Source organism: Bacteroides sp. AM16-24, assembly GCF_003471885.1.
GTDB lineage: Bacteria > Bacteroidota > Bacteroidia > Bacteroidales > Bacteroidaceae > Bacteroides.
This window is the reverse complement of the sequence record NZ_QRKI01000005.1, coordinates 80580-104000: the sequence shown is the minus strand read 5'-3', so window position 1 is coordinate 104000 and position 23421 is coordinate 80580. Positions and strand designations below refer to the sequence as shown.

The 23421-nt window shown below is 42.5% G+C and carries 16 protein-coding genes; 5 read left to right on the top strand and 11 right to left on the bottom strand.

Translation table 11 applies throughout. From position 1 onward, the window contains the following. Positions 1 to 83: 83 nt before the first annotated feature. Positions 84 to 1229 carry a Rid family hydrolase gene (locus tag DW182_RS07875; RefSeq protein ID WP_118295222.1) on the top strand — a complete coding sequence of 382 codons (1146 nt, stop codon included), beginning with the start codon at positions 84 to 86 and terminating at the stop codon, positions 1227 to 1229. Here DW182_RS07875 and DW182_RS07870 read toward each other — a convergent pair. The 7 genes from DW182_RS07870 to DW182_RS07840 all read right to left on the bottom strand — a co-directional run bounded on the left by DW182_RS07870 (position 1219) and on the right by DW182_RS07840 (position 13009). Next, positions 1219 to 2682, bottom strand: a complete 1464-nt coding sequence (locus DW182_RS07870; protein WP_118295221.1) for a hypothetical protein — start codon at positions 2680 to 2682, stop codon at positions 1219 to 1221. The genes DW182_RS07875 and DW182_RS07870 overlap by 11 nt on opposite strands. After that, positions 2679 to 4409, bottom strand: a complete 1731-nt coding sequence (locus DW182_RS07865) for a DUF6057 family protein (protein WP_118295220.1) — start codon at positions 4407 to 4409, stop codon at positions 2679 to 2681. Before DW182_RS07865 ends, DW182_RS07870 begins: the two co-directional genes overlap by 4 nt. Further along, positions 4406 to 5035, bottom strand: a complete 630-nt coding sequence (locus DW182_RS07860; RefSeq protein ID WP_118295219.1) for a DUF4369 domain-containing protein — start codon at positions 5033 to 5035, stop codon at positions 4406 to 4408. Before DW182_RS07860 ends, DW182_RS07865 begins: the two co-directional genes overlap by 4 nt. A gap of 131 nt (positions 5036 to 5166) precedes the next feature. Continuing rightward, positions 5167 to 7038 carry a glycosyl hydrolase family 18 protein gene (locus DW182_RS07855; RefSeq protein WP_118295218.1) on the bottom strand — a complete coding sequence of 624 codons (1872 nt, stop codon included), beginning with the start codon at positions 7036 to 7038 and terminating at the stop codon, positions 5167 to 5169. A gap of 6 nt (positions 7039 to 7044) precedes the next feature. Beyond that, entirely contained in the window at positions 7045 to 7950 is a 906-nt protein-coding gene (locus tag DW182_RS07850; protein ID WP_118295217.1) for a hypothetical protein, read from the bottom strand. Between the two features lie 22 nt (positions 7951 to 7972). Then, positions 7973 to 9778, bottom strand: coding sequence for a RagB/SusD family nutrient uptake outer membrane protein (locus DW182_RS07845; RefSeq protein WP_117707187.1), 1806 nt, complete (start codon positions 9776 to 9778; stop codon positions 7973 to 7975). A 12-nt stretch (positions 9779 to 9790) separates the two neighbouring features. Beyond that, positions 9791 to 13009 (bottom strand): TonB-dependent receptor, encoded by a 3219-nt coding sequence (locus tag DW182_RS07840; protein ID WP_117707186.1) that lies wholly within the window; start codon positions 13007 to 13009, stop codon positions 9791 to 9793. Between the two features lie 752 nt (positions 13010 to 13761). On the opposite strand from DW182_RS07840, the gene DW182_RS07835 reads away from it, so the two are divergent. The 3 genes from DW182_RS07835 to queF are packed head-to-tail and all read left to right on the top strand — an operon-like array spanning position 13762 to position 15572. Beyond that, on the top strand, positions 13762 to 14442 hold the full coding sequence (locus DW182_RS07835) for a queuosine precursor transporter (protein WP_117707185.1): 681 nt from the start codon (positions 13762 to 13764) through the stop codon (positions 14440 to 14442). A gap of 6 nt (positions 14443 to 14448) precedes the next feature. Further along, entirely contained in the window at positions 14449 to 15105 is a 657-nt protein-coding gene (gene queC / locus DW182_RS07830; RefSeq protein ID WP_117707184.1) for a 7-cyano-7-deazaguanine synthase QueC, read from the top strand. Between the two features lie 11 nt (positions 15106 to 15116). Continuing rightward, positions 15117 to 15572, top strand: a complete 456-nt coding sequence (queF, locus tag DW182_RS07825) for a preQ(1) synthase (protein WP_117707201.1) — start codon at positions 15117 to 15119, stop codon at positions 15570 to 15572. Positions 15573 to 15619: 47 nt separating this feature from the next. Here queF and DW182_RS07820 read toward each other — a convergent pair whose 3' ends face one another. Continuing rightward, the gene (locus DW182_RS07820; RefSeq protein WP_117707200.1) at positions 15620 to 15913 is read right to left on the bottom strand and encodes a hypothetical protein; all 294 of its coding nucleotides are present in this window, start codon (positions 15911 to 15913) and stop codon (positions 15620 to 15622) included. 139 nt (positions 15914 to 16052) lie between these two features. Here DW182_RS07820 and DW182_RS07815 point away from each other — a divergent pair, with 139 nt between their 5' ends. Beyond that, complete coding sequence (locus tag DW182_RS07815) at positions 16053 to 18380, top strand: HAMP domain-containing sensor histidine kinase (RefSeq protein ID WP_118295216.1); 2328 nt, start codon at positions 16053 to 16055, stop codon at positions 18378 to 18380. A gap of 18 nt (positions 18381 to 18398) precedes the next feature. Here DW182_RS07815 and DW182_RS07810 read toward each other — a convergent pair whose 3' ends face one another. The 3 genes from DW182_RS07810 to DW182_RS07800 form a co-directional block, all read right to left on the bottom strand. Further along, a complete protein-coding gene (locus DW182_RS07810) occupies positions 18399 to 19622 on the bottom strand; it encodes a glycoside hydrolase family 88 protein (RefSeq protein ID WP_118295215.1) in 1224 nt (407 codons plus the stop codon). A gap of 13 nt (positions 19623 to 19635) precedes the next feature. Further along, on the bottom strand, positions 19636 to 21285 hold the full coding sequence (locus tag DW182_RS07805; protein WP_118295214.1) for a glycoside hydrolase 43 family protein: 1650 nt from the start codon (positions 21283 to 21285) through the stop codon (positions 19636 to 19638). Positions 21286 to 21430: 145 nt separating this feature from the next. Further along, positions 21431 to 23374 (bottom strand): glycoside hydrolase family 97 protein, encoded by a 1944-nt coding sequence (locus DW182_RS07800; RefSeq protein ID WP_118295213.1) that lies wholly within the window; start codon positions 23372 to 23374, stop codon positions 21431 to 21433. Positions 23375 to 23421: the final 47 nt, after the last annotated feature.

Here is a 23421-nt window from a genome sequence, read left to right as displayed (position 1 = left end):
AGAATCCTTTTGTGGAATAAATTTGGCAGGAGGGGGAATGTTTCTTATTTTTGTGCTATGTCCTTAAAAGAGAGAAAATAACTATGAATAAACAACAGAGAGTATTTAAAAACGCTTTAGTTGAAGTCTCCGGATATGATGTAGAGAATAGTGTTTCAGAATATCATGTGATGATACATGCCACTGTCCCTATGCAAACTTACAAAGAACAGTTGGAGGCAGTATCGGATGCCTATCGTGCTTTGTTGGAAACAGAACTGCAAGGAGCAGTTGCTGTCTTCAAGCGTTATTTCCTGAGTGATGCTGCCAATCAGGTCGATATGCTGTCGGCGATTTCTGCTGAAGAGCCTGATTGTGCTTTGTCTATTGTACAACAAGCCCCATTGAATGGAACAAAAATAGCTCTGTGGGTTTATCTGCAAAAAGGAGTGGAAACCCGAAGGTTGCCTGACGGGCTTTTTGAAGTGAAACATAGCGTATACCGCCATTTATGGGGCGGGGGAGCGTTCAAGCGCTCCGCTGATTCCGAATCTCAAACGAGACAATTACTGGATGAGTATATCCGGCAACTTGTGGAACAAGGTTGCAAGCTGGCGGATGACTGTATCCGTACCTGGTTCTTCGTGCAAAATGTAGATGTCAATTATGCCGGACTGGTAAAGGCTCGGAACGAAGTTTTTACAGAGCAGAGTCTGACTCCTCAAACTCACTATATTGCAAGTACGGGGATAGAAGGACGCCATGCCGATCCGAAAGTATTGGTACAAATGGATACATATGCAGTAGAAGGGTTAACACCCGGGCAGATTCATCATCTTTATGCACCTACCCATTTGAATCCTACTTACGAATATGGCGTTAGCTTCGAACGAGGTACTTCTATTGATTATGGTGACCGCCGGCATGTCTTTATCTCGGGTACTGCAAGTATCAACAATAAAGGGGAAATCGTTCATTGCGGAGATGTCAGAAAACAGACCGAACGAATGTGGGAGAATGTAGAAACTCTGTTAGAGGAAGCTGGATGTGGTTTTGAAGAGGTAGGTCAAATGATTATTTACCTGCGTGATACGGCTGACTATGCAGTGGTCAGGGAAATGCATGACCAACAGTTTCCCGATATACCAAAGGTCATTGTACATGGATCGGTATGCCGTCCCCACTGGTTGGTGGAAATGGAATGTATAGCAGTGAAGACGCAGGAGAATGACGGATATGCTATTTTTTGATTGACTTGTAGCGGAGGTTCTCCGCTTCTTTACCGAAATAGGCTTTTTGCAATTCATGGGCATCATACGTTTCGGCTGTATTGTAAAGTTCTGGTATATTATAAGACTTGAACGTATTCAAATAAGTTTCCGGATTTTCTTGTGGAAGAAGAAACGCTTTACTAACGCTTCCATCTTGGGATACATGGGCAAAGTAAGGACGCCCATATACCCGGTCGTCTCGTTTGGAGGCGAAAGCTATCCATTGGGAATTACTGTTCCAGGAATGATAGGAATCAGAGTACCGTCCGTTTGTTTCTTCCATTTTATCAATCTTTCCGGTAGAAAGCTCCAGCATCCAGAGATCCGTTTCCGGATGCCAGATGGGGAAAGTACCATAATCGGATACGGAGAACAGCAGGTATTTACCGTCCGGTGAGCATTTAGGAAAACTTACGGATTTCTCTTCGGATGAAGCTCTGAAGACTTCGTGAATACTATCACCCAATTGTCCAGTTTGAGGATTAAAGGAGATGGAGTAGAGATCATAGCGCATACGACGGGTACTGTCCGGCTGAGGGATATAGGGTGCCCGACAGAAATAGATGGTATAGTTATCCGCAGAGAAACAAGGGAAGGTTTCCTGATATTCCGTTCCGCTGATATCGGGGTTATCGGTAACCGTTCCCTGTTCAAAATCTATTAGGATAAGATCACTGCATTTATCGAAAACCTCCAGACGTTCGGTGCGATAGCTATGCAGAATGGGGATAATTTCGGCTGTGGTGAATATACCGAAACGCCCGTCTTGGGAAATCTCCCCATAGACAGCACCGGCTGTATGATCTGTTTTGGTGTTGATTTTTCGTAATTGCTCGTCACGACTATAAATTGTACCTCCCTTACTGCCACGCACATGCATAAATGTAGTGGGATTGGCTGCACGATTGGATGTATGGCAATTGATACAGCTATGATCTGTAATATTGTTATCGGCCAGAAGGCGGGTATCGAAATTCTCAAGGTTACGTTCGCAAATTTGCAGCATGTTCCATATCTCATAAGCTGGTTCTATCAAGCGGTAGCTGAGGTATCGGTCTATGCTGTCAGGTGAGATGTACCAGTGGAAGTCTTTGTAATGTATCTTTTGCTGCGAGATATGGGCATAGACAGACACAGACAGTGTATCCCCTTTTTCATCCGCAAGCATCTTTTTCCATTTCTTTATGGGGAACTGGAGCCTGTAGGACTGGCTGTCGAATTGATACTCTTTCTTTCCCCGGATAATAACGGAGAGGTTTGCCGCGCCTTCCAGTTGGAAGTTCAGCGGGGCGATGTTGCAGGGTACGGTGATATCTGTATAGTCAGGAAACAGGAGCGGCTGTTCAGGACAGTCGGTGTAATCCTGAAGTGAACGTTTTCCACAGGAGAAAAGCGTCAGGGTTGTAATGAACAGGATGATAGTTCTTTTCATGGTTTCAGTTGTGCATAATAGTAATAGAACCAATATGTTTTTCCGAATAACTTTTCCAAAGCCCGCCCGTCTCCTTTGGCATCTTCGTATATGGAGAGGTATTGCAGGCAATCTTTGTAAACTTTAGCAGAGATGCGATAATGCTTCAGTTGTTTCTGCGGGTTTTCTTTCTCATTCATACATGGTATCAATGCTTCCTGATAGAGACGGGATGGAAACGAACCGAATGTCGGATAATAGTAACGGTCATAATCCTTCTTGAAAAGCTGCAGATCTTTATTCAATAGGTGGAAGCATAAGAGGTAGTCGGCAGCCATCTTATTTTGAGGATTGCTTTCGATTAAATTAGCCAGTGAGGTACGCCATTGATTGGCGGAGAACAACGTATCTTGTTGTGGAAGCATCCGGCGTTTATGGCTCCAGTAAGGGATGGAATCACATTGGCTGGATTTAATAAGTTCCAATCGTTCCTTTGCCCAGCTCCGGTGCAAGGAAGTATGGGACAATATGCGCAGATACTTTTGGGCAACTGAATAATCTTCGTTGATTATGGCAATTTCCGCCAGTTTCCGTACCATGCGAGAAGAGCGCTGATGCGGGGTAAATGTCATAGCAAGCATGGCAGAGTGCTGGGCTTGTGCCATATCACCGCATTCCATAAGGGCATCGGGGCTTGCCATGGCGTATATATAGCCTGTTGATTCGTTGATTTGTAGTAAAAGCCCATGAAAAGCCGGCTGATAATGTAGCATGAGTTCATCGCAAAGTTTGTCTTGACGGGCATAGGCGAGATTGGTATAATAGGCACTGAGATAGGTCGGGTAGGGATTATCCTCGTTGAGCCGGATCACCTTATTCCAGTGTCCGAAGTAGGCTTCGGATGAAAAGGCGAGTGTCTTTTCTTCGGGGGCGTTGTATGCTTTGGTTATGGTAATTGTACCCAGGGCAAGGACTGCAAATAATGCAATCCATTGCTTACACTGCCGGAAAATAAGGGCCGGCAGGAGGGAGAGTAGCAGAAAACCTTCTGTCAGGAGAAAGACAAAAGGCTGACGCAGCATGTATCCGCTTATCAATGGATAGAAGTATGATTGGCGAGGAGTTAAAAAATAGAAATAACTGCCTCCAATAGGTATGAGGAGGGAGATGAGTAGCAAAAAGAAGGATAACTTGTAATTGTTGAAGTGCTTGTACTCATAAACTACGACTAAAATGACATATGCAAAGAAGTGTGCTCCTATGGCGCAATAGAGAATGGTAAGCATAATTACGTGGAGTATTTCCCTCATCCGTGTTGATGTGCTCAATATCGACAGTAAGAATGCCCAGACGCTGCACATTAGTCCAAGTGACATGGACAGGGGATATTCCAAATGGCAGGATAATGCCCATTCGGCAACTATGGGCAGTAATGCCCAGAGGGATGTATGGCTGCTGATACCGGTCTTAAGTAATGCTATCCGAAACCCCAGCCAGGTGAGCATAAAAGTGAGGGTTAATATACTGCTTCCACCACCTGTCCACAGGAAAAACTGAGTAAGATAATCGCCACAGATTTCGGTCAGGAATGCCGGTTTCTGTAAGTACGTTTGTAGAAAGTCCGGTTGGAGTACGCATAGTGTTATCTGTTCTTTATAGTGCAGATGATATGGATAGAAGTAAAAGAAGAATATCCAACAGGCTATAAAGAACAGGGAGACGAAGATACTGTCTATTTGTTTTCTCATGGTTCGGGTTTCCATTTTTCTATTCCAAGTCTTTTTAAATCATTGGCTTGCTGCTCATTGAACATGTGCTCAAGCGTCATGAATAAGTATCCTCCTAATGGATTCAAATTCTGTTTAATGAAACAGAACGTAGAGTCACCAAAACTTTCGTAGATGCTGTCTCTTTGTCTTCTCAGGATTGCTGTAATGGTATTATCTTTCTTATTTTTATTGATTTTCTGCGATAGTAAGGCTGCTTTCTCACCAGCAGATTCCATTTGTTCTTTCCAGTGTTGCAGTTGGTTATTGAGTGGGGTGCCGGTGCTGGAACTATTCATCCCTATGGTGGTATGCAGCGTTCCTTCTTCTGCCACAATGAGTAGACGTTGTATAGGTGCATTTGCCCGCCTGCTGATAACAATATCGTAAATAGCGGAATCTGCCGGAATGGAAAAGGAGAAAGTTCCGTTTACAATATAGGCAGAATCTACAGTTTCCGGAGTGGGATGGGGACGTGGGACCAAATATATGATTTGCCCGTTGTATTCCGAAGATACCACTCCTTCGATATTCATCATTTTCTTCGTTATCGGCTGACAACTGCTGATGCAAAATAGTAAGATAAGATAAAAGAAATGTTTATTCATATCGGTTTGCCTTTTCTGTTATCTTTAGAAAAAGGAGGTTGCTCCATTTATATATTTTTCACTCATGAATGAAGATCGCAAAATCATCCGGTGGGTGGAACAACCTCCTGTATCCGTGTTAAGTTAGAGTATTACAAGTTTGCTTTGGCCCATGCTGTAATCAGTTTGTTTTCATTGGAGTTCCAAGCTTCCTTATAAAGGTCGCGTACTACATCGAGCCACTTAATGCTGCGGGTCTCTTTAGAATCACTTGTTCCTACATCAATGGTGCCGCCGTATGCTTTATAATCTTCACGCAGGGTACCGCAAATGCGGGCATAGGTCCCGGTATATGTGTTCAGGTCATTGTTGGTTATCTTAACATCGTAGTTGAGTTGATCGTCCGTGCAACTGTAATTTCCCGGATGGGCAGAATCTTCGGTAGCCCACTTGGAACGGTCTGCTGCATACACGGTGACTCCGTCCTTGAAGAGATAAGGATAATATCCTGAGTTATCCATGTCTTCATATACAATGCCGCATACCGGGAACTGAGCTCCCGATTGCAATTGTATATGCTTCAATACAGCTGCCATCGCATCCGTATCGGTATCACCTTTTGCTTTCCATACGGCAGTTGCAATCCAGGTTGCAAGTTTTTCGGCTGTAGGATTGAGCATGTATACCTTGCCTTTTTTCTGAACGCCGGTTTGCACGTCCTTGCCGGTTGAATATTCGTAAAGCTTAACCGGGTATCCTTCATAATTAGGATAGGTGGTCGTTTCCTCTATCAGTGTTCCCGCCATGTATTGACCGGTGCTGATTATCTTGTCGCAACTGGTGACGAGTGCTTTGTAACCATCCGAATTGTTTATGAAGTCATGTAATTGGGCGTCTTTGTCTTCCTGCATTACGGCATTCCAGAGTGCATTGCGTAGTGTTCCCTGGTTATCATCACCATCGTAATCCCAGAACATCATACCTTTCATGCCTAATCCTAAAAGCCATGTACCTTTTGCGGCAATGCTTCGGGGATTGTCATAACCACAATAGAATACTCCGTTCTTGGTAACGTACGGAACGCTGCCCTCTTCATCCCAATTATCAATGACATAGCCTTCGCCTGCGCTTAAGTCGACAATGTCTCTGTAATTGATAGAACCACCGGAGTTGAAATGTGCTCTTCCATAGAATGGAATACCTAGGACTAATTTATTGGCAGGTACACCGGCACTCAGATATTCGTTGACAGAACGCTGGCAATCCCAGGTGGCACTTGGTTTGCTTAATGGTGATTGGTGGCCGGGGGCACCCACCAAGTCGTACGTCATAATGTTGACGAAATCCACATAGGGGTCTACAGCTTTCACATCGATATACTTCCATCCTGCTCCTTGCGGTTGCTTGTTCTTGCAATATCCGGCGTAGGTCAGTAAAGTGGAACTTGATAGTGTTTCGCGTAAATCTTTCATTAACAGAGTAAAATTCTCTACGTCAACCAACGGGTCGTAGGCGTTACTGCCGAAAGTCATGCCGGGAAATTCCCAGTCGATATCAATGCCGTCTATGCCTTCCTGCTGAACGAACTTTTTGCAATCTTGTGCGAACTGTTTACGCATCTCGGGACTTTTTGCCAGGGCGGAGAAACCACCGTCTTGGGAATTACCGGTATTAGAGACACTATTTGTAAAAGAGAGTAATATCTTTAAATTGCTATTTCTTTCTTTTAACTTCTTCACTTGATTGAAACGTTCCTTGTCACCTTGCAAGTCAAACTTCTGATAGACATTGTTCTTAACATAAAGTTCGGCGAAAGCATAATTGATATGCGTCATGTAAGTGGGGTCGGGAAGCATTTTGCCATAGTAGGTCACATAACCTAATGCGACGCGTCCGTTAACTCTCTCTGCCATGTTGTTCACTTCCGGAGGCCCGAAACTGGGTACACCGGTGATGTAGTCGTCATCGTGACAGGAACTCAGTCCTAATATAATAGCTATTACAATAAATATAATCTTTTTCATAAGGCATTATTCTTTGGATTCATAATATACATACCAACCATAGTCGTCCCAGTCGCCCCCACCTGTGTATTTTTGTGGGTGATACAGAGTGATATATTCATCAGTCAATGTAAGTATCCAGAAAACATTGTCTTTTCCTTTGCTCTGGCCGAGGTCATCATAATTGCTGCCGATAACAGGAATATTGGTAGTCAGTCTGCCCTGAACCAAGTCTTCCGGTTGGTCACGGTCGAATCCGAAAGTTCCTTCATTCATCAGATTGCCGCTCTTGTCATAAGTCTTCACTTTGGTTCCCTGAATTTCGAATACTATCTTCTGATCTCCTGCCTGTGCAAGGTTTACTGATCCCCACCATGCAAAATTAGATTCCGGAGTATATCCTGAACTGGTATATTTCCATCCACCATGTGCTCCCATGTTGCAGACCGATCCCCATTTTACTTCGCGGAATCCCCATGCTTTGGTTGCATCGGCATCAGCTTTGTCTTTGGCTCCGGTAAATAGCCCCATCCATTCATCAAACACATTGGTGACTGTCACGGTAAAGATATCACTGGTTACAATTTTACCATTAGAAATAGCTTCATAATATATCTCATAAGTTCCGTTGGCACCATATATGATCGTATCATTATCGCTGCCGGTAATCTTTGTGCCGACTCCATAGTGCCAGATACCTCCTAATTCAGGACGGTTGTTTTTGAGTACTACATATTGATCTCCTTCTACAGCGTCATCCTGGTTGGGAATAGGCTGGGTAACGGATAACATGTTGTTCAGTTCTTCCTTGCTGATAGGGTCTCCGGCATTAGTAATGTATTTATCGCGTAAGGATTCATCTTCCATAGGGTCGCAGGCTGTGACTATAGCCATTGCCGCGAATAATAATAGTATTGCTTTTAATGTTTTCATATCATTGAGATTTTAAATGGCATTACATTTTTGTCCAATCACTGAATTGTGCATCAGGTCCCCAACCCGGATTTTGCTCGAGTACACCATTGGAACGGTCTATTTCTATTTGAGGTATAGGCCAGTAACCCTGGGTTTGCTGTAGACGTTTTTTATAATCGTACTTGACCATAGGCGTAAGAGCAGCGGCATTGATAACTTCAAAGCCTGTCTGGCGGTTTAGTGCATTTCCTGCCTCTTCCAGACTTGGGCCAGACCAGCGGAGCAGATCCCACCAACGGATGGATTCGAAAGCAAACTCCCAACGGCGTTCCTGTTTAAGTGCATCCAATGTGTATGAGATAGGGGCTAAGTGGGAACGTTGGCGTACTCTGTTCAAACCGGTTGCATCTCCTTTTAGTTCGGAATGCATCAGCAGTACATCGGCAAAGCGGATATGAATAAGGTCGGTAATATTCAGTAACTGTGGGGAGGTTTGGCTGGATATGCCCGGATGTAATGTTTTTCCAAAAGCTTCAAGTACTCCGTTACTATTATATGCATTGATATTGATGTATTTCTTGTTGAAATATCCGGTCTGCTCGTAATAGCGGTAAGAAACGGTATATGCGGGTTCCGAATCATCTAAACGGAAGTCTCCCAAAACATTTCCTTCATTGTTGGGGTCCATAGCCTTGTATGACCAAATAGAACCGGAAATACGCGGGTCTTCAGTGTACCCATCTAGGAATGTTTGTTGTTTAGACCACTCTTTCCAGTCTTGAACCATACTGGGAGATACCGGGCCTGCGCCCCAGCCAAAGTTGAACGGATAACTTTCTTCTTTCCAGTCGGCATCATCACCGGAAGGGGAGTAGAACATTGCACAAGTATTGGCAAACCATGTGTAGGTCCATGTAGAGGTCAGATTGTGCTTATTGGCAAAGAGTGTTTCAATGGAAGAATTGCCATCCCAGGCGAGTTTATGTTTCACTGCGTATGCATATTGCTTCTTGGAACTGGTGCTGTTAGTGGCAGAGTTCGTGTATCCCCATAGGTTACGTTGGTCAGAAATGAGGTTGTGTCCGGAATGATCTATACAGTCTTCCAGCCAACTGATGACTTGTTCTTTTGTAATTTCGCCTTCAGGTGTCAGAGGTAAAGTCTTCTTGTCATAACGTCCGGTATAGAATAGAAATACTCGTGCTGCAAGTGCTTCGGCTGCATACTTGGTAGCATGGCCTGCCATGGCATTTCCGGCCGGATATATCTGGTTAGGCATCATCTCAATTGCATTCTTTATATCAGAGGCAATCAAGGCATATACTTCATCAACGGATGCCCGCGGGAGGTTTACAGCTTCAATCGTGGTACGAAGGGGAACGCCGCCGAATATCTTTACTAATTCATAGTAGGTCCATGCCCGGAGGAAATAAGCTTCGCCGAAGTGACGTAAACGTTCAGATTCACTTGACCAGCTTTTTACGTTATCGAGCGTGTTAATCGTATTGTTGGCACGATTTATGAGTTGATAACAACGATCCCAGATGCCAAGTCTGCTGTTCAAGTTTCCTTGATAAAGCAAGAAGTTCGTGGCGCAATTGCCGGAATAAGAGAGGTTGCCGCCTAAGCAATCATCACTGGCTAATTGGGCTGTATAGTATTCTGAAGATGTTTCAGGATCTTCAAACAATAACTTTGCATAGATAGACGTCAACATTTGGTTGGCATCTTTCTCCGTTTCCGGAAAGTTCTCTGTTGTTTTATCTGTAAGCAACTCAGTGTCAAGGAAACTTTCACATGACGTGAGTATGAAAAGTGCAGATAGTATATATATTAGTTTTTTCATATTTTCATATAATTAGAATTTGACATTTAAACCAAGCATACATGTGCGGGCTTCCGGATAGTATCCTAAATCTATGCCTTGTACCCAGCCAAAATCACTACCATAACCGATTTCGGGGTCCATACCTGAATATCCGGTAAAGGTGTATAAGTTCTGGACTGTAGCATAAAGTCTGAGCTGCTGCAGAGGGATTTTCTTGAAAATCTTCTTGATATCAACTCCAATAGTAATATTCTTGATTTTGAGATAATCTCCATTCTCTACATAAATATCGGAAACTTTAGACCAGTTGCTTCCACCAGTGCTTGCCAGGCGTGGTAACTTGTTGGAAGTTCCTTCTCCGTGCCAACGTTCTAGGATGTCTGTGGTAAAGTTCTGTAATGGAGAACTAGCATAATCTCTGTAGCATTTAAGTATTTGCTGGCCGAAGGCTCCATAAGTAGTAACTGATAGGTCAATCATTTTCCAGCTGACATTGAAAGAGAATCCAAGTGTCATATCTGGGTGGGGATTACCAATTTCTGTACGGTCATTCGAGTCAATGACTCCATTCTTATCGACATCTGCCCAGATTACATCTCCCGGTTGTGTTTGAGCACCATTTTCTTTGGCACCTTTGTATTCGTCTATCTGTTTTTGGTTCTGGAAAATACCGAGACTCTTGTAGCCATAGAAATATCCTAAAGGTTTTCCAATTTCTCCGCGTGCACATTCATCGGATGCATTCCATAAATTACCCGACGGCCCATGGAGAATACCATCTTCATTGGGAAGTTCGGTAATTCTATTTTTATTGAATGCAGGAGCCAGATTGATACCATAATTCCAGTCTTTACCTATGTTGTCGTTCCAGTGGAGGCCGATTTCAAATCCGGTATTCCGAATAACTCCGCCATTGATGGCAGCCGGACTTGAACCGAATGAATAGAGTACGGGTGGGGTAATAAGCCAGTCTTTGGTTAACCTTCTATACCAGTCGAATTCGAGCGCCAGACGTCCATTGAAGAATCGTGCATCAAGACCTATATTGAGTTGTTCTTGAGTTTCCCATGAAAGGTCCGGATTTGTCAGCTTATATGCGTAGGAACCAATCGAGACCTGATCCATGGAGTCTCCGAATGAATAACCTCCATTGCCGTTGTTGGCAGTGATACGTGATATATATTCGAAGGTGTTCACGGCGTTATTACCATTCTGTCCCCAGGATGCACGTAGTTTTAAGAAATCCAGCCAATTGAGATCTGGCATGAAACTTTCGTTTGTAATGACCCAGCCTGCCGAGAAAGACGGGAAATATCCCCATCGATGACCACGGGCAAAAATAGAGGAACCATCCGCACGCATAATGGCAGTTGCCATGTACTTTTCTTTATAGTTGTAGTTTATACGACCAAAGAAGGAAGCCATTTGCCCTGCTGCACCGGGAGCTCCTGTTAAAGTTTTAATTTTATTTTTATCATCGTACTTTATGTTACTCAGATATGCATGTTTAAAGTCTGAGAATTCAGAACCTTCTGCATTGGCACTCATGGAGTCCCCCATTCCGTATTTTTCAAGACTCTGCCCGATTACTGCGTCAAAATGATGGTCTTTTATGGTGAAATTATAACTGGCTGTGTTTTCCCAGGACCAGCGGTGGTTGAGTGACATGGACTGAGTTACCCTGTCTTCTTGTGTCGTCAGGCTTTGACTTAGTTGACGATAGCTGGGGATATAAGAACGATAACTTGAAGCTGACAAGATGTATCCGAATTGTGATTTGATTCGTAAATTCTTGATGGGTTGCAGCTCTGCATAAAAACTGGATTGTAAGTAATGGCTTTTGCTTAAGGCATGACTTGTGTAGTAATCCATATACGCTATTGGATTTGTGGTATTTTCCCCATATCCTTCTTCTTGTGCATCGTCATATAAATAGTACTCTCCTTTACTGTTATAGGCATGCATCAATGGGGGAGTGGTTAACATATCACGAGTACCATTCCAATAAATGTCGCTGGTAGCAAAAGAACCTGCAGTCTGCTGATACTTATAATTAAGAGTCTGACCAATTTTGAGGACATCGAGATTTCCTATCTTTTTGACAATGTGATTGGAGTTGATGCGTGCATTGTATCTGTCCATACTGGCAATGCGACCAGGAGCTCCCATGGTAGCTTCTTGATTGAAGTAGGTAAAACCGACGGAGAAGTTGGAACGTTCTGTACCTCCAGTGAAGTTCAATGAATGGCTTTGGATGGGCGCATCATTATTTAAGATCTCTTTTATCCAGTTGGTACCATTCCATGTTCCTTCCTGAATAGCTTTATAATCAGCTGCCGGTAACCATTTTTCCCAGTTTAGAAGTGAAGTACCATCCATCATGTGCATTTCATCTTCTATCATCATATATTCCTTAGCATTCAATAGGGTGGCGATTTTAGGAAGATTTTGAATACCATAGTAACCATCGTAAGTAACTTCAAAGTTACCTGTTTTGCCTTGCTTGGTAGTGATGAGAATAACGCCATTGGCGGCACGTGAACCATAGATAGCGGCAGATGCAGCATCTTTAAGTACATCGATGGATTCCACGTCAGCAGGGCTTAGCCCATCTATACTGCCGTTGACCACTCCGTCTACTACATATAAAGGAGAAAAATTACCATTGGTTCCGAGGCCACGAATATTGACTTTAAATCCCTGTCCGAGGAAACCACCGTTTGATGTGATATTTATACCAGGTGCCTGGCTTTGCAGACCGCCCAGAACATCCGTTGTATTTAGCTTTGCGATATCAGTACCTTTCACTTGCACTGTAGCTCCGGTTACTAGTTTCTTTTTTTGAACTCCATAGCCAACTACTACTACCTCTTCCAGTAATTCGGAATCTTCTGCTAGCGTGATCTCCATTTTGGGTGTTGCTTTTACTTCCAGTGTCTTATATCCGACGAAAGAGATTATCAAAGTAGCACCTCTTTTTACGGTAAGAGAGAATTTACCATCTATATTGGTAATAATACCATTGTTTGTTCCTTTTTCCAGAACACTTGCTCCGATAACAGGCTCGCCTGTCTGATCTGTTACCGTGCCATTGACGACTTGTGATTGTAGCTGTTCTGCAACTTCAGATAAGCCTTCTGAATTAGTACCGATTGCCAGGGCGGTATTGCTTCCTATTAGTAAAGCTACAATGGCAATAGTGGTGAGGAATTTGTAATGTAGTGTTCCTCGTTCGCGATTTTCATTCATGATTTGATGATTTTTGTTTAAAGCTAAATTGGAATATAAAATAAACTAGATAGAAAATGAGATGGACAATAGAATGTCTGAGTGCATTGTTTTCTTTTTCATAAGCATTTGTTTTTCTTAGGTTGATATTATAAATTAAGGTGTTGCAGCATTTTGAATCAGAAGTTATTTTATGTCTTATCTGATCTTGCTACTCCAAATATAATTCGTATTTTCATTATTTAAAATAAACGGTGAACTATATTAATAACTGTTATATGTCGTTTTATTTGCTTAAGAAACTTGTGTGAATAAAATATTGATTTAGATACAACTTGCTTGCATATTTGAAAAATGTGTTATTTTAATGTTATATATCTGGTAATTAGTCTATTGTATTGTTTGTTTTGCGATTTTATGTTCGTATATTTCTTTGTTTTAGCTTTGTATTTAAAGTTCGTTAACTGTTTTGGCTCTTCAAATAGAAGTGAATGATGAGATGAATGGGTTATGCTTTTCTCTACTTTTAGTTAAAAAGTATAATGTTTACTCATTGGTGGAATTGGCGGATCAGTGATTTTCTTAGCTTAATTCTTTTGGGTGTTACAGTCCTATCCGAATATAATGGATACTAAAGTGAACGTATTTATTCCGGAAATGGGGAATGTTTGTCTGTTTTAGAAACTTATTGTATCTTTGCACCCGAATTAAAAATGTAGGATACCGTGAATAGCGGTCGTGTATTCTAGAACACCACGTAAAAAACAGGAATTATGAAGCAAAAAGTATCTGTACCTTTTATGCTGCTGGGTATTTTATTTAATGTTTGCCTGATTGCGGCTAATCTTCTTGAAACTAAGGTTATTCAAGTTTTTGGTGTAACCGTTACAGCCGGGTTGCTAGTTTTCCCTATTTCTTATATTATAAACGATTGTATTGCTGAGGTGTGGGGCTTTCGTAAAGCGCGTCTCATTATCTGGAGTGGTTTTGCCATGAATTTCTTCGTGGTAATGCTTGGCTTGATAGCTGTGGCACTGCCGGCTGCACCGTTTTGGGAAGGAGAAGCCCATTTTAATTTTGTTTTTGGGATGGCACCGCGTATTGTTGTAGCAAGCCTGACTGCGTTTTTGGTAGGTTCATTTCTCAACGCTTATGTCATGAGTCGTATGAAAGTGGCAAGTGGTGGACGAAACTTTTCTGTCCGTGCCATTTGGTCGACAATAGTAGGAGAGACGGCGGATTCTCTTATATTTTTCCCAGTAGCTTTTGGCGGTATTATTGCTTGGCGTGAATTGCTTGTGATGATGTGTATTCAAATCGTATTGAAATCCTTGTATGAAGTTCTGATTCTTCCGGTCACTATCCGTGTAGTAGCAGCCATTAAACGTATAGACGGCAGTGATGTGTACGATCAGGATATTTCTTATAATATATTGAAAATCAAAGATATTTAAGATAACGTGAATAAAGGAGTTGCATTAGTTGTTTTTAGTGGTGGACAAGATTCTACCACTTGTCTGTTTTGGGCGAAACGTAAGTTCAAAAAAGTGGTTGCCCTGAGTTTTTTATATGGGCAGAAACATAGGAAAGAAGTGGAGTTGGCACGAAAGATAGCTCGTGAGGCCGATGTGCAGTTTGAAGTAATGGATGTGTCGTTCATTGGTAAATTAGGGCATAATTCATTGACAGATACTGCCATGGTAATGGATCAGGAAAAACCGGCAGACAGTTATCCTAATACTTTTGTGCCGGGACGTAATTTATTCTTCTTGAGTATTGCCGCCGTGTATGCTCGTGAGCATGGTATCAATCATATTGTGACAGGAGTGTCACAAACAGACTTCAGTGGATATCCCGATTGCCGGGATGCCTTTATCAAATCGCTCAACGTAACCTTGAACCTGGCTATGGATGAACAGTTTGTCATTCATACTCCGCTGATGTGGATTGATAAAGCTGAAACCTGGGCGCTGGCAGATAAATTGGGAGTACTTGATTTGATACGCAATAAGACCCTGACTTGTTATAATGGTATTCCGGGGGATGGCTGCGGGCATTGTCCGGCATGTAAATTACGCCGTGAAGGATTGGAGAAGTATTTAAGTCGTAAATGCTAAAACTTTATATTATGAGTGAATTAAAGGACCAACTATCCCTTTTGGGAAGAAAGACTGAATATAAACAGGATTATGCTCCTGAAGTACTGGAGGCTTTTGATAATAAGCATCCGGAAAATGATTACTGGGTACGTTTCAATTGTCCGGAGTTCACCAGTTTGTGTCCTATAACAGGGCAGCCGGATTTTGCAGAAATCCGTATCAGTTATATTCCTGATATTAAAATGGTGGAAAGCAAGAGCCTGAAACTATACCTTTTCAGTTTTCGTAATCATGGTGCTTTTCACGAAGATTGTGTGAATATTATAATGAAAGACTTGATTCGCCTGACGAATCCTAAATATATTGAGGTTACAGGTATTTTTACTCCACGCGGTGGTATTTCTATTTACCCTTATGCTAACTACGGGCGTCCGGATACAAAGTATGAAAACATGGCGGAACATCGGTTGATGAATAGAGAATAAAACAGCAATGGGAGTGATAAGAAACACTCCCATTGCTGTTTATTGGATTATTTTTTGATGATTGTCAGTTCAGCAACTTTTAAGATTTCTTTTCCTTCAATCTTTTCTTTAATACAAACCACTTCTACACTGTCTTCCAACAATACTCCGCATACTTTATCTCTATTGGCATCCATTGTACTAATATTGACTGTATCTCCTTTGCAGGTTATCAAGGTAATGTTATTCATAGTAGCGTCATATACTATTCCGTTGATAACTTGGAATTTAGATTCTTGTTTACAGGCGGCAATGCTTCCTATTGCAAGTGAGCAAACAATTAAGTAGGTTAACCTTTTCATAATATATAATTTTGTGATTGTTATAGAATACAAATATAAATGTTTTTCTTACATAAAATTGATTTCCTAAGGAAAAAAATGCCATTTCTGAACAAAGGTGGGGCTTGACTTGTTAGTCTAAAAGACTAATTATGCAATCATGAGAATACTTCTGTATACAAAGTGTCTTTTGTGTTTCTTCTTATTATATTTTTCTTCTCCGGTATCGGCTGAAGACAGGAAAGAAAATTCCGGTACGGATTTGTTGATTATCAGCAGTTATGTATCAGGTGCTCCATGGAGTCAGACAATTATTTCGCATATCATGCAGAAGGAATATGAACGGAAAGATGTGAGCATGAAAGTAGAATATATGAATATTCTGACGATAGAGACTCCTGAAATACTGAATCTATATAAAGATAATCTTTTTTCAACATGTGGTAATAATCCGCCTAAAGCAGTGCTGATGTTGGGTAATGCTCCTCTGATATTACGGGATGAAATGCGTAAACATTGGGGGGATATACCTTTGATCGTATGTGCTGAGAGTAGCTATATAGGACCTGATTCCACCTATATGTATAATCAGGTTGTTCCACAAGAGGATCGTATTTACTTGAATAAATTGCGTGACGAGTACAATATGACTTTTCTGAGTGCACGTGCTTTTATCCCCGAAAGTGTTCAGCTGATGCGTCGTATGATCCCGGAGATGAAGAGTTTACTGTTAATTGGCGACCAGACTGACCGGGATATTGATTATGACCAGCAACTCTCTGAACTGATTAAGATAGAGCACCCGGATCTTGATTACAAGTTTCTGTCAGCTGGTACATGGAGTCCAGATCAGTTACTGGATACATTGCGGAGGGTGGTTCCAGAGGAAACCGGTATTTTATTCGCTTCATGGTTTCACAAACGTATGTTTGCCGGTAATACGCTTATGATGGCGAACTCTTATAAGGTGATTGCCAACTCTACATTGCCTTGTCCGTTTTTTGCATTATCTTCGTCTATTTCAAGTATTGAAGAGGATGGAACTATAATAGGAGGGTGTGTATATGATATGAACCTGTACTGTGAGGCTATTGTGAAGATAATTAATGCCGTAGCCGATGGAAAACAGGCACGGGATATACCGTCTTATGATCCGGAGCCTATAGTTCTTTTTAACTATCCTTATATAGTGGATTTTGGCCTGTCTCCTAAAAATTGCCCTCCGGGAACTGTTTATTTGAATGCACCTCCTACTTTCTTTGGAAAATATCAGTCTGCTTTGGTAGTAGGAAGCATTGTTTTATTGTTGGTTGTTCTCTTTTTCCAGCTTCGTAGGAATAAAATTCTGGAACGGCTTCGGCAGGTAGAACAGAATCAGCGTTTTACCCATTCTAAGATGGCTATGGCATTAGAGGTAGTTGATTTGTTGCCGTGGCAATGGGATTTACGGACAGATGAAATTACATATAGCTCTTATAAGCCGATAGAGCCGGGTAAAGAAGAAGTTTCAGAAATGACTTATACCACCAATATAGACGACTATCTTACCTTTGTTTGTGAAGAGGATAGAGAGCGTATCCAGCAGGCTTTTGAGGATGTGCATACTAATAAAATTGATAAAATAAAAGAAGAGTACCGTGTTCATCGGCCTGATAAATCAGATGGCTCAGAGGACTGGATGGAAGTGCGTGCCTTTGTAGAACAATATGATGAAGAGGGAAAACCTTTGGTAGTGGTGGGCTCATCATTATTTATAACAGAACGTAAAGCGGTGGAACGTGAACTGATTGCTGCTAAAGAACGTGCAGAAGAATCTAATCGTCTTAAATCCGCCTTCCTTGCTAATATCAGTCATGAAATCCGCACTCCGTTGAATGCAATTATTGGCTTCTCCAGTATATTGGCTATGACTGAAGATGAAAAAGAGAAGAAGGAGTATGTCAGCATCATAGAGAAGAATAATGGCATTTTGCTGCAACTTATCAATGATGTTCTGGACTTGTCTAAGATAGAAGCCGGAGTTCTTGATTTGTATTACTCGGAATTTGCCCTAAATGGGGTGCTAACAACTTTGAAAGGAGTTGTTGAGCCACGTTTACAGAGTAGTGTTGAGTTTATTTTTGAGCCGGGGATGCCGGATGATTACGTTGTTTATTCAGAGAAAAACAGGCTTCAGCAATTGGTCTTGAATTTTCTGACTAATGCCTGTAAATTCACATCAACCGGCAGCATTCGTTATGGCTATGAAGTACGTGAAAAAGCCATCTATTATTATGTAACTGATACGGGAACTGGCATTCCGGAAGATAAGCTTCATCTCATATTCGAACGTTTCATCAAGTTGGATAGTTTCAAGCAAGGCACCGGTTTAGGTTTGCCTATTTGTCAGCTTATTATTCAGAATATGGGAGGAGAAATCGGAGTGAATTCTAAATTGGGAGACGGTTCTACGTTTTGGTTTACGCTTCCCCTCAAACCAAAACAGTAAGAGGGGATAGCGTTGCTTCTATATGACAGCTTTATTTTCAATTAAGTTCTTCAATCGAACCAAGGCTTCGATATAATAATAGTCTGCATAAATGATGGCGGCATCTATTTCTGAATTATTCGGCAAGTGTCCGGTGGAGTGGAGGAGGAATGCCGGCTTGCTTTTGCCGCATTGATACTTATCCGAACTCAGGCTTGCCAACATTTTTATAGCTGCATTCTTATATTCTTCTCCTTTTTTGCCGGGCAGGTAAGTGGAGAGTTCCAGTAAAGCCGATGCGGTTACACTTGCAGCGGAGGCATCACGTGGGACATTCGGGATATTGGGGTCATCAAAATCCCAGTAAGGCACATAGTCTTCCGGCAATCTTTCCAAATATACATCTGTTACTTTCTGTACAAAATCCAGATATCGTGGATCTAATGTTTCCCTGTAGACTACTGTATATCCATAGATAGCCCACGCCTGTCCGCGTGCCCACATGGTATTGTCTGCATATCCCTGATGTGTAACTCCTTTTATGAAGTCGCCCGTCAAAGTATCATAAACCGCTACGTGATAGGAAGTGTAGTCGGGACGGAACTGATATTTCATAGTCTTATCGGCGTGCGACACGGCTATATCTGCCAGATATGGGTTTCCTCCGTTCTTGGCAGCCCAGAAAAGCATTTCCAGGTTTATCATATTATCCATGATCGTATTGTGTCCACCGAACATTTCTACATTGCGTGGCCATGAAAGTATGGTGCCTACACGAGGTCTGAACAAAGTTGCCAGTGAATCTGCTGTATCCAGAATCACTTGTTTGTATTCCGGGTTATGTGTTAACCGATATCCGTTGCCATAGCTACAAAAGATCAGAAAACCCAAGTCATGGTCGTATGCCGGAATTTGTGACAGGAACTTCAACGGTTCGGTGAATTTCTCAGCTTCTTCCTTTATGGTTGCTTTACCGGTATATTCGTAATCATACCATAAAACTCCTGGCCAGAAACCACTGCACCATTCATCCTTTGTTGCTTTTCGGCAATGCCAGGTGTTGAGGCTGTCCATGATATTACGCGGCATCATCGAGTAATCGATAGTACCTTCTGCCGCTTTTAGTTCTGTTAAAGTGCGTTGTACCTGGGCGTCACAGTAATCCAGCGCCTCATATACATCTACATCCATTCCTTTCTCGGGCATGTTGCAAGCTGTAAACATGCACAAGCATGCACCGAACAGTAGTTCTTTTGTTTTCATATAATCAGTCTTTTTATTTATCTATGCGAAACCAGTCGGCATCTACCCATCCCCGTTCCTTACCATAAGGAGTGGTACTGAATAGCCCTACTTTGGCACCTATCCATTTTCCCTGACGAGCTGTGAAAGGCATACCTATTGCTTTATATTTCTTACCATCCAGGCTGTAATAGAAGTGGCAGATACCGCCTTTCTCTATTTTTACCTGTAGATAGATATCTCTTTCGTAGTTGGGAAACAAACCTGCTTCGTACTTTCTGCTGGCAGGTAATTCTGCCAGGCGATTGACTGTTTCGGGTGTCTTTTGCTCTGCATCCTTGCAGGTCACTTGTTTCAATATAAATTTATCACCTTCTTTCTCTACTCCCAGGTAGCAATAGTCCCAGCCCATCACAATCAATCCGGATTGCTGTCCGTCCATTTTGGCGGAAACTTTTAGTTTGGTAGTTGCTGTGAACTCTTCTGCCATGAACTTCTGCAATAAAAGGTTAGGAACTTCCCAGAAATTCACAAAGTTCTCGGAGAGAATATGTCCGTAAATACGGATGAATCCCAAGTCAGAAGTATATCCGAATGTATCCTGATAATTGGCATGCCATTCCCATTGCATTCCCAATTGACGGGTATTGAACTCGTCACTGTCCGCAGGTGTTTCTACCGGGTAATTCTTGCCTACATTGGGCTTTTTATAACGGGTTACTGGTTCGCCACAACCATCGCCGTCCTTATCTTCTCCAATTACAGGCCAGTTGTTTACCCACTTCATCGGGTTCAGGTGAACGACACGCCCATATATGGCTTTATCCTGAAAGTGAACGAACCAGGATTCCCCTGTCTGCGTATCAACCCATGCGCCTTGGTGGGGACCATTGATGTCGGTAGAACCTTGTGCCATGACAATCTTCTTTTCATAAGGGCCGTATATATTCCGTGAACGCAATACTAACTGCCATCCGGTTACTACTCCTCCTGCCGGGGCAAAAATGTAGTAGTAGCCGTTCCGCTTATAGAGTTTGGGGCCTTCAACCGTATGGTTGATTCCATCATTACCATCAAAGACCAGTACCGGATCACTGATCACTTTTGTTCCTTCTGCATTCATCTCACAAATTGTGATAACACTGTTCAGTGCGGCACGACTTCCTGCCCATGCGTGTACCAGGTATACTTTTCCATCTTCATCCCATAGTGGAGCTGGGTCTATCATACCACGGCCGGCTTTTACCAATATCGGTTTCTCCCATTCTCCGGCCGGGTCTTTGGTCTTTACCATGAAGATGCCATGATCCGGATCTCCCCAATAGATATAAAACTCTCCATTATGATGGCGGATGGATGGTGCCCAGACACCTTTTCCATGCTGGGGAGCATTGAAGAACTCGATGGGTTCTATTTGCTTCAGCGCATAGCCTGCATATTTCCAGTTAACCAGATCTTTGGAATGGAGAATGGGCAAACCGGGAGCACATCCGAAGCTGGAAGCCGTCATATAAAAATCTTCTCCTACCGCACAGACATCCGGATCGGAATAATCGGCATGCAGCACCGGATTGATGTATGTGCCATCCTTCTGGTCAGATACCCAGGCTTTGGATACATATTGGGCTTCCGCCTGCCAACAGGCAGTGCATAGCAATGTAGTAAGCAGAAATATCTTTTTCATCTTTTTATTTACCTTTAAAAATATCCTGAAAACAAAGATTTTACCTAAACAAACTCTTACCTTTATCTACTGAAAATAACCTTAATGTGTTATTTGCCTATTAATACGAGCGAATCTGTTTATTCACTCAATGGCATATCATATTTTATAATCTTTCTCCTTTGTACTTTTTATATTTCTTCATTTCCTGCCTGTCTATAGGTACCAGTCTTATGGCAGCTCCACCACTGGGTTTCAGCTGGAACTTCATAGTTTGTGAAGCGTTGACAAGCAGATAAGTACATTTCACCTGTGTACTTGTTTTTATCTTTTCTCCCCCATCCGTATAGATGCAGGCGAGGTAATTCTTTTCTTTATCGAGGAACGTGAGAGGTATTTCTTCTTCAGAACCTTCATTGTTGGTCATTGCTGCAACAAACCATTCCTGACCTTTCCGGCGTGCCATTGTTATGTTTTTGCCGGGAGCGCCATCCAATACTTTCGTATCGTCGAATACAGTTTGCAAGTTCTCAAACCATTCCATTTCCGGTTCTCCGTGATAGAACGATGGTTTGTCATACCAGAAGATAGTTTGCAGAGGGCTGTAGAACACGAGTGATGCTGCCAGTTGGTGAGCATGAGTCGTTTTCAGCCGTTTGTCGAAATAACAGATCGTATAGTCGGCTGCACCGTTTATCATACGAGTGAAGGGGAGCGTGACATTATGAGTTGCATCGGGAAATTCTTCGTTTCCACAAATGCCTTCCTGAGTTAATAAATTCGGATAAGTACGGCTGAAGCCTGAAGGGCGATATTCATCATGGATATTCATCAGCAGATGATTCTCTGCCGCCAAGCGAACCATGTCGTGCATCCAAGTTGCCCAGCGATGGCTGGCGTATTGTACGAAACCGGATTTCACTCCGACAATTCCCCATTCGCGGAGCAATGGGAAAAGTTCACGCATTTGCTTCATGAGTGCATGCTGGTTTACGTACACCCAGATACCAACTCCTTTTTCCTTACCATAAGCTATAACACGGGGCATATCCAGTTTGGCAACCACTTTTGTGGCATCCCCGTCATGTGAAGTACAGGGCATATACCATTGCCAGTCGAAAAGCATATACGGGATATTATGTGCTGCACAGAAGTCGATGGTTGCAATAGCTCCTTCGGTGGTGATAGTTGTTTCGCGCATAATCTTGCCTGGTTTTACCCATGCGGCGGCATCGGCAATTTCACATGGCGGATTCAGATTCTGGATGATATCATTGTGTTCAAGCAATTCACCCGGTTTGTCGGCTGCCATGACTATCTTCCAGGGAGTGGCATAATAAGTCACTACATCCACGGGGCTATACATTACAGAAGTAAGTGTATTCTTCTTGTCTGTGGAGGCAAGGTATTTGGTCAGACACCAGTCGTCTACATCAGCATCTGCCAGTGCGGCCCATTTGCCATTCGGGAGTTCCAGCGTAAGGGCACGTTCTACCGGATGTTTGATATCATCAATGTTCAGGTACTCAAAGAAAGCCTGTGCCCATTGTTCGGTCCATGCTTTTGTACCTGCCGGTAAGGCGTATTCTGTGAGATCACCTACTACTTTATGAAAGATAGCCTTTGGGTGTTCCGGGAAGAAATAGCGGAAAGCTACTCCTTCATTATAGGCACGCACCTCAATGTTGAGCCGGTAGCCGGAGTTATCTTTCTTGGAGAGATAAAGGGTGCCAGCCCGGTAATGATCGCGTACACTGCTACGTTCACCGTAAAGCGGCTGCCAGGTGATGTCTGTTTCGGGTTGGTAGGTCACAGAGTCCACTTCCAGATTGTCCATCCAGCAGGCAGGTTGTTTCAGGTTTCGTGCTCCCAGAGCCATTTCCCATATCCGGTTGTCCAGTTCCAGTCCGGCACGCGATTCATTGACTACAGGTTGTGATTTGTAATCTACCCGATAACAAAGTTCGTTTACCGCAGGTGAAACCTGCTTCTGGTAAAATGCTATTTCATGTGTTCCGTCAGGAGATGCCAGCTTCAGTTCTCTGCTATTGTCCGCAAAGAGGGAAGGAACGAGAGCTAACATAATAATTGTTGAGCCGATAGTCTTCATATCTTCGTATTTATTGTTTTTATATAAATACGATTTGAGATATGAGG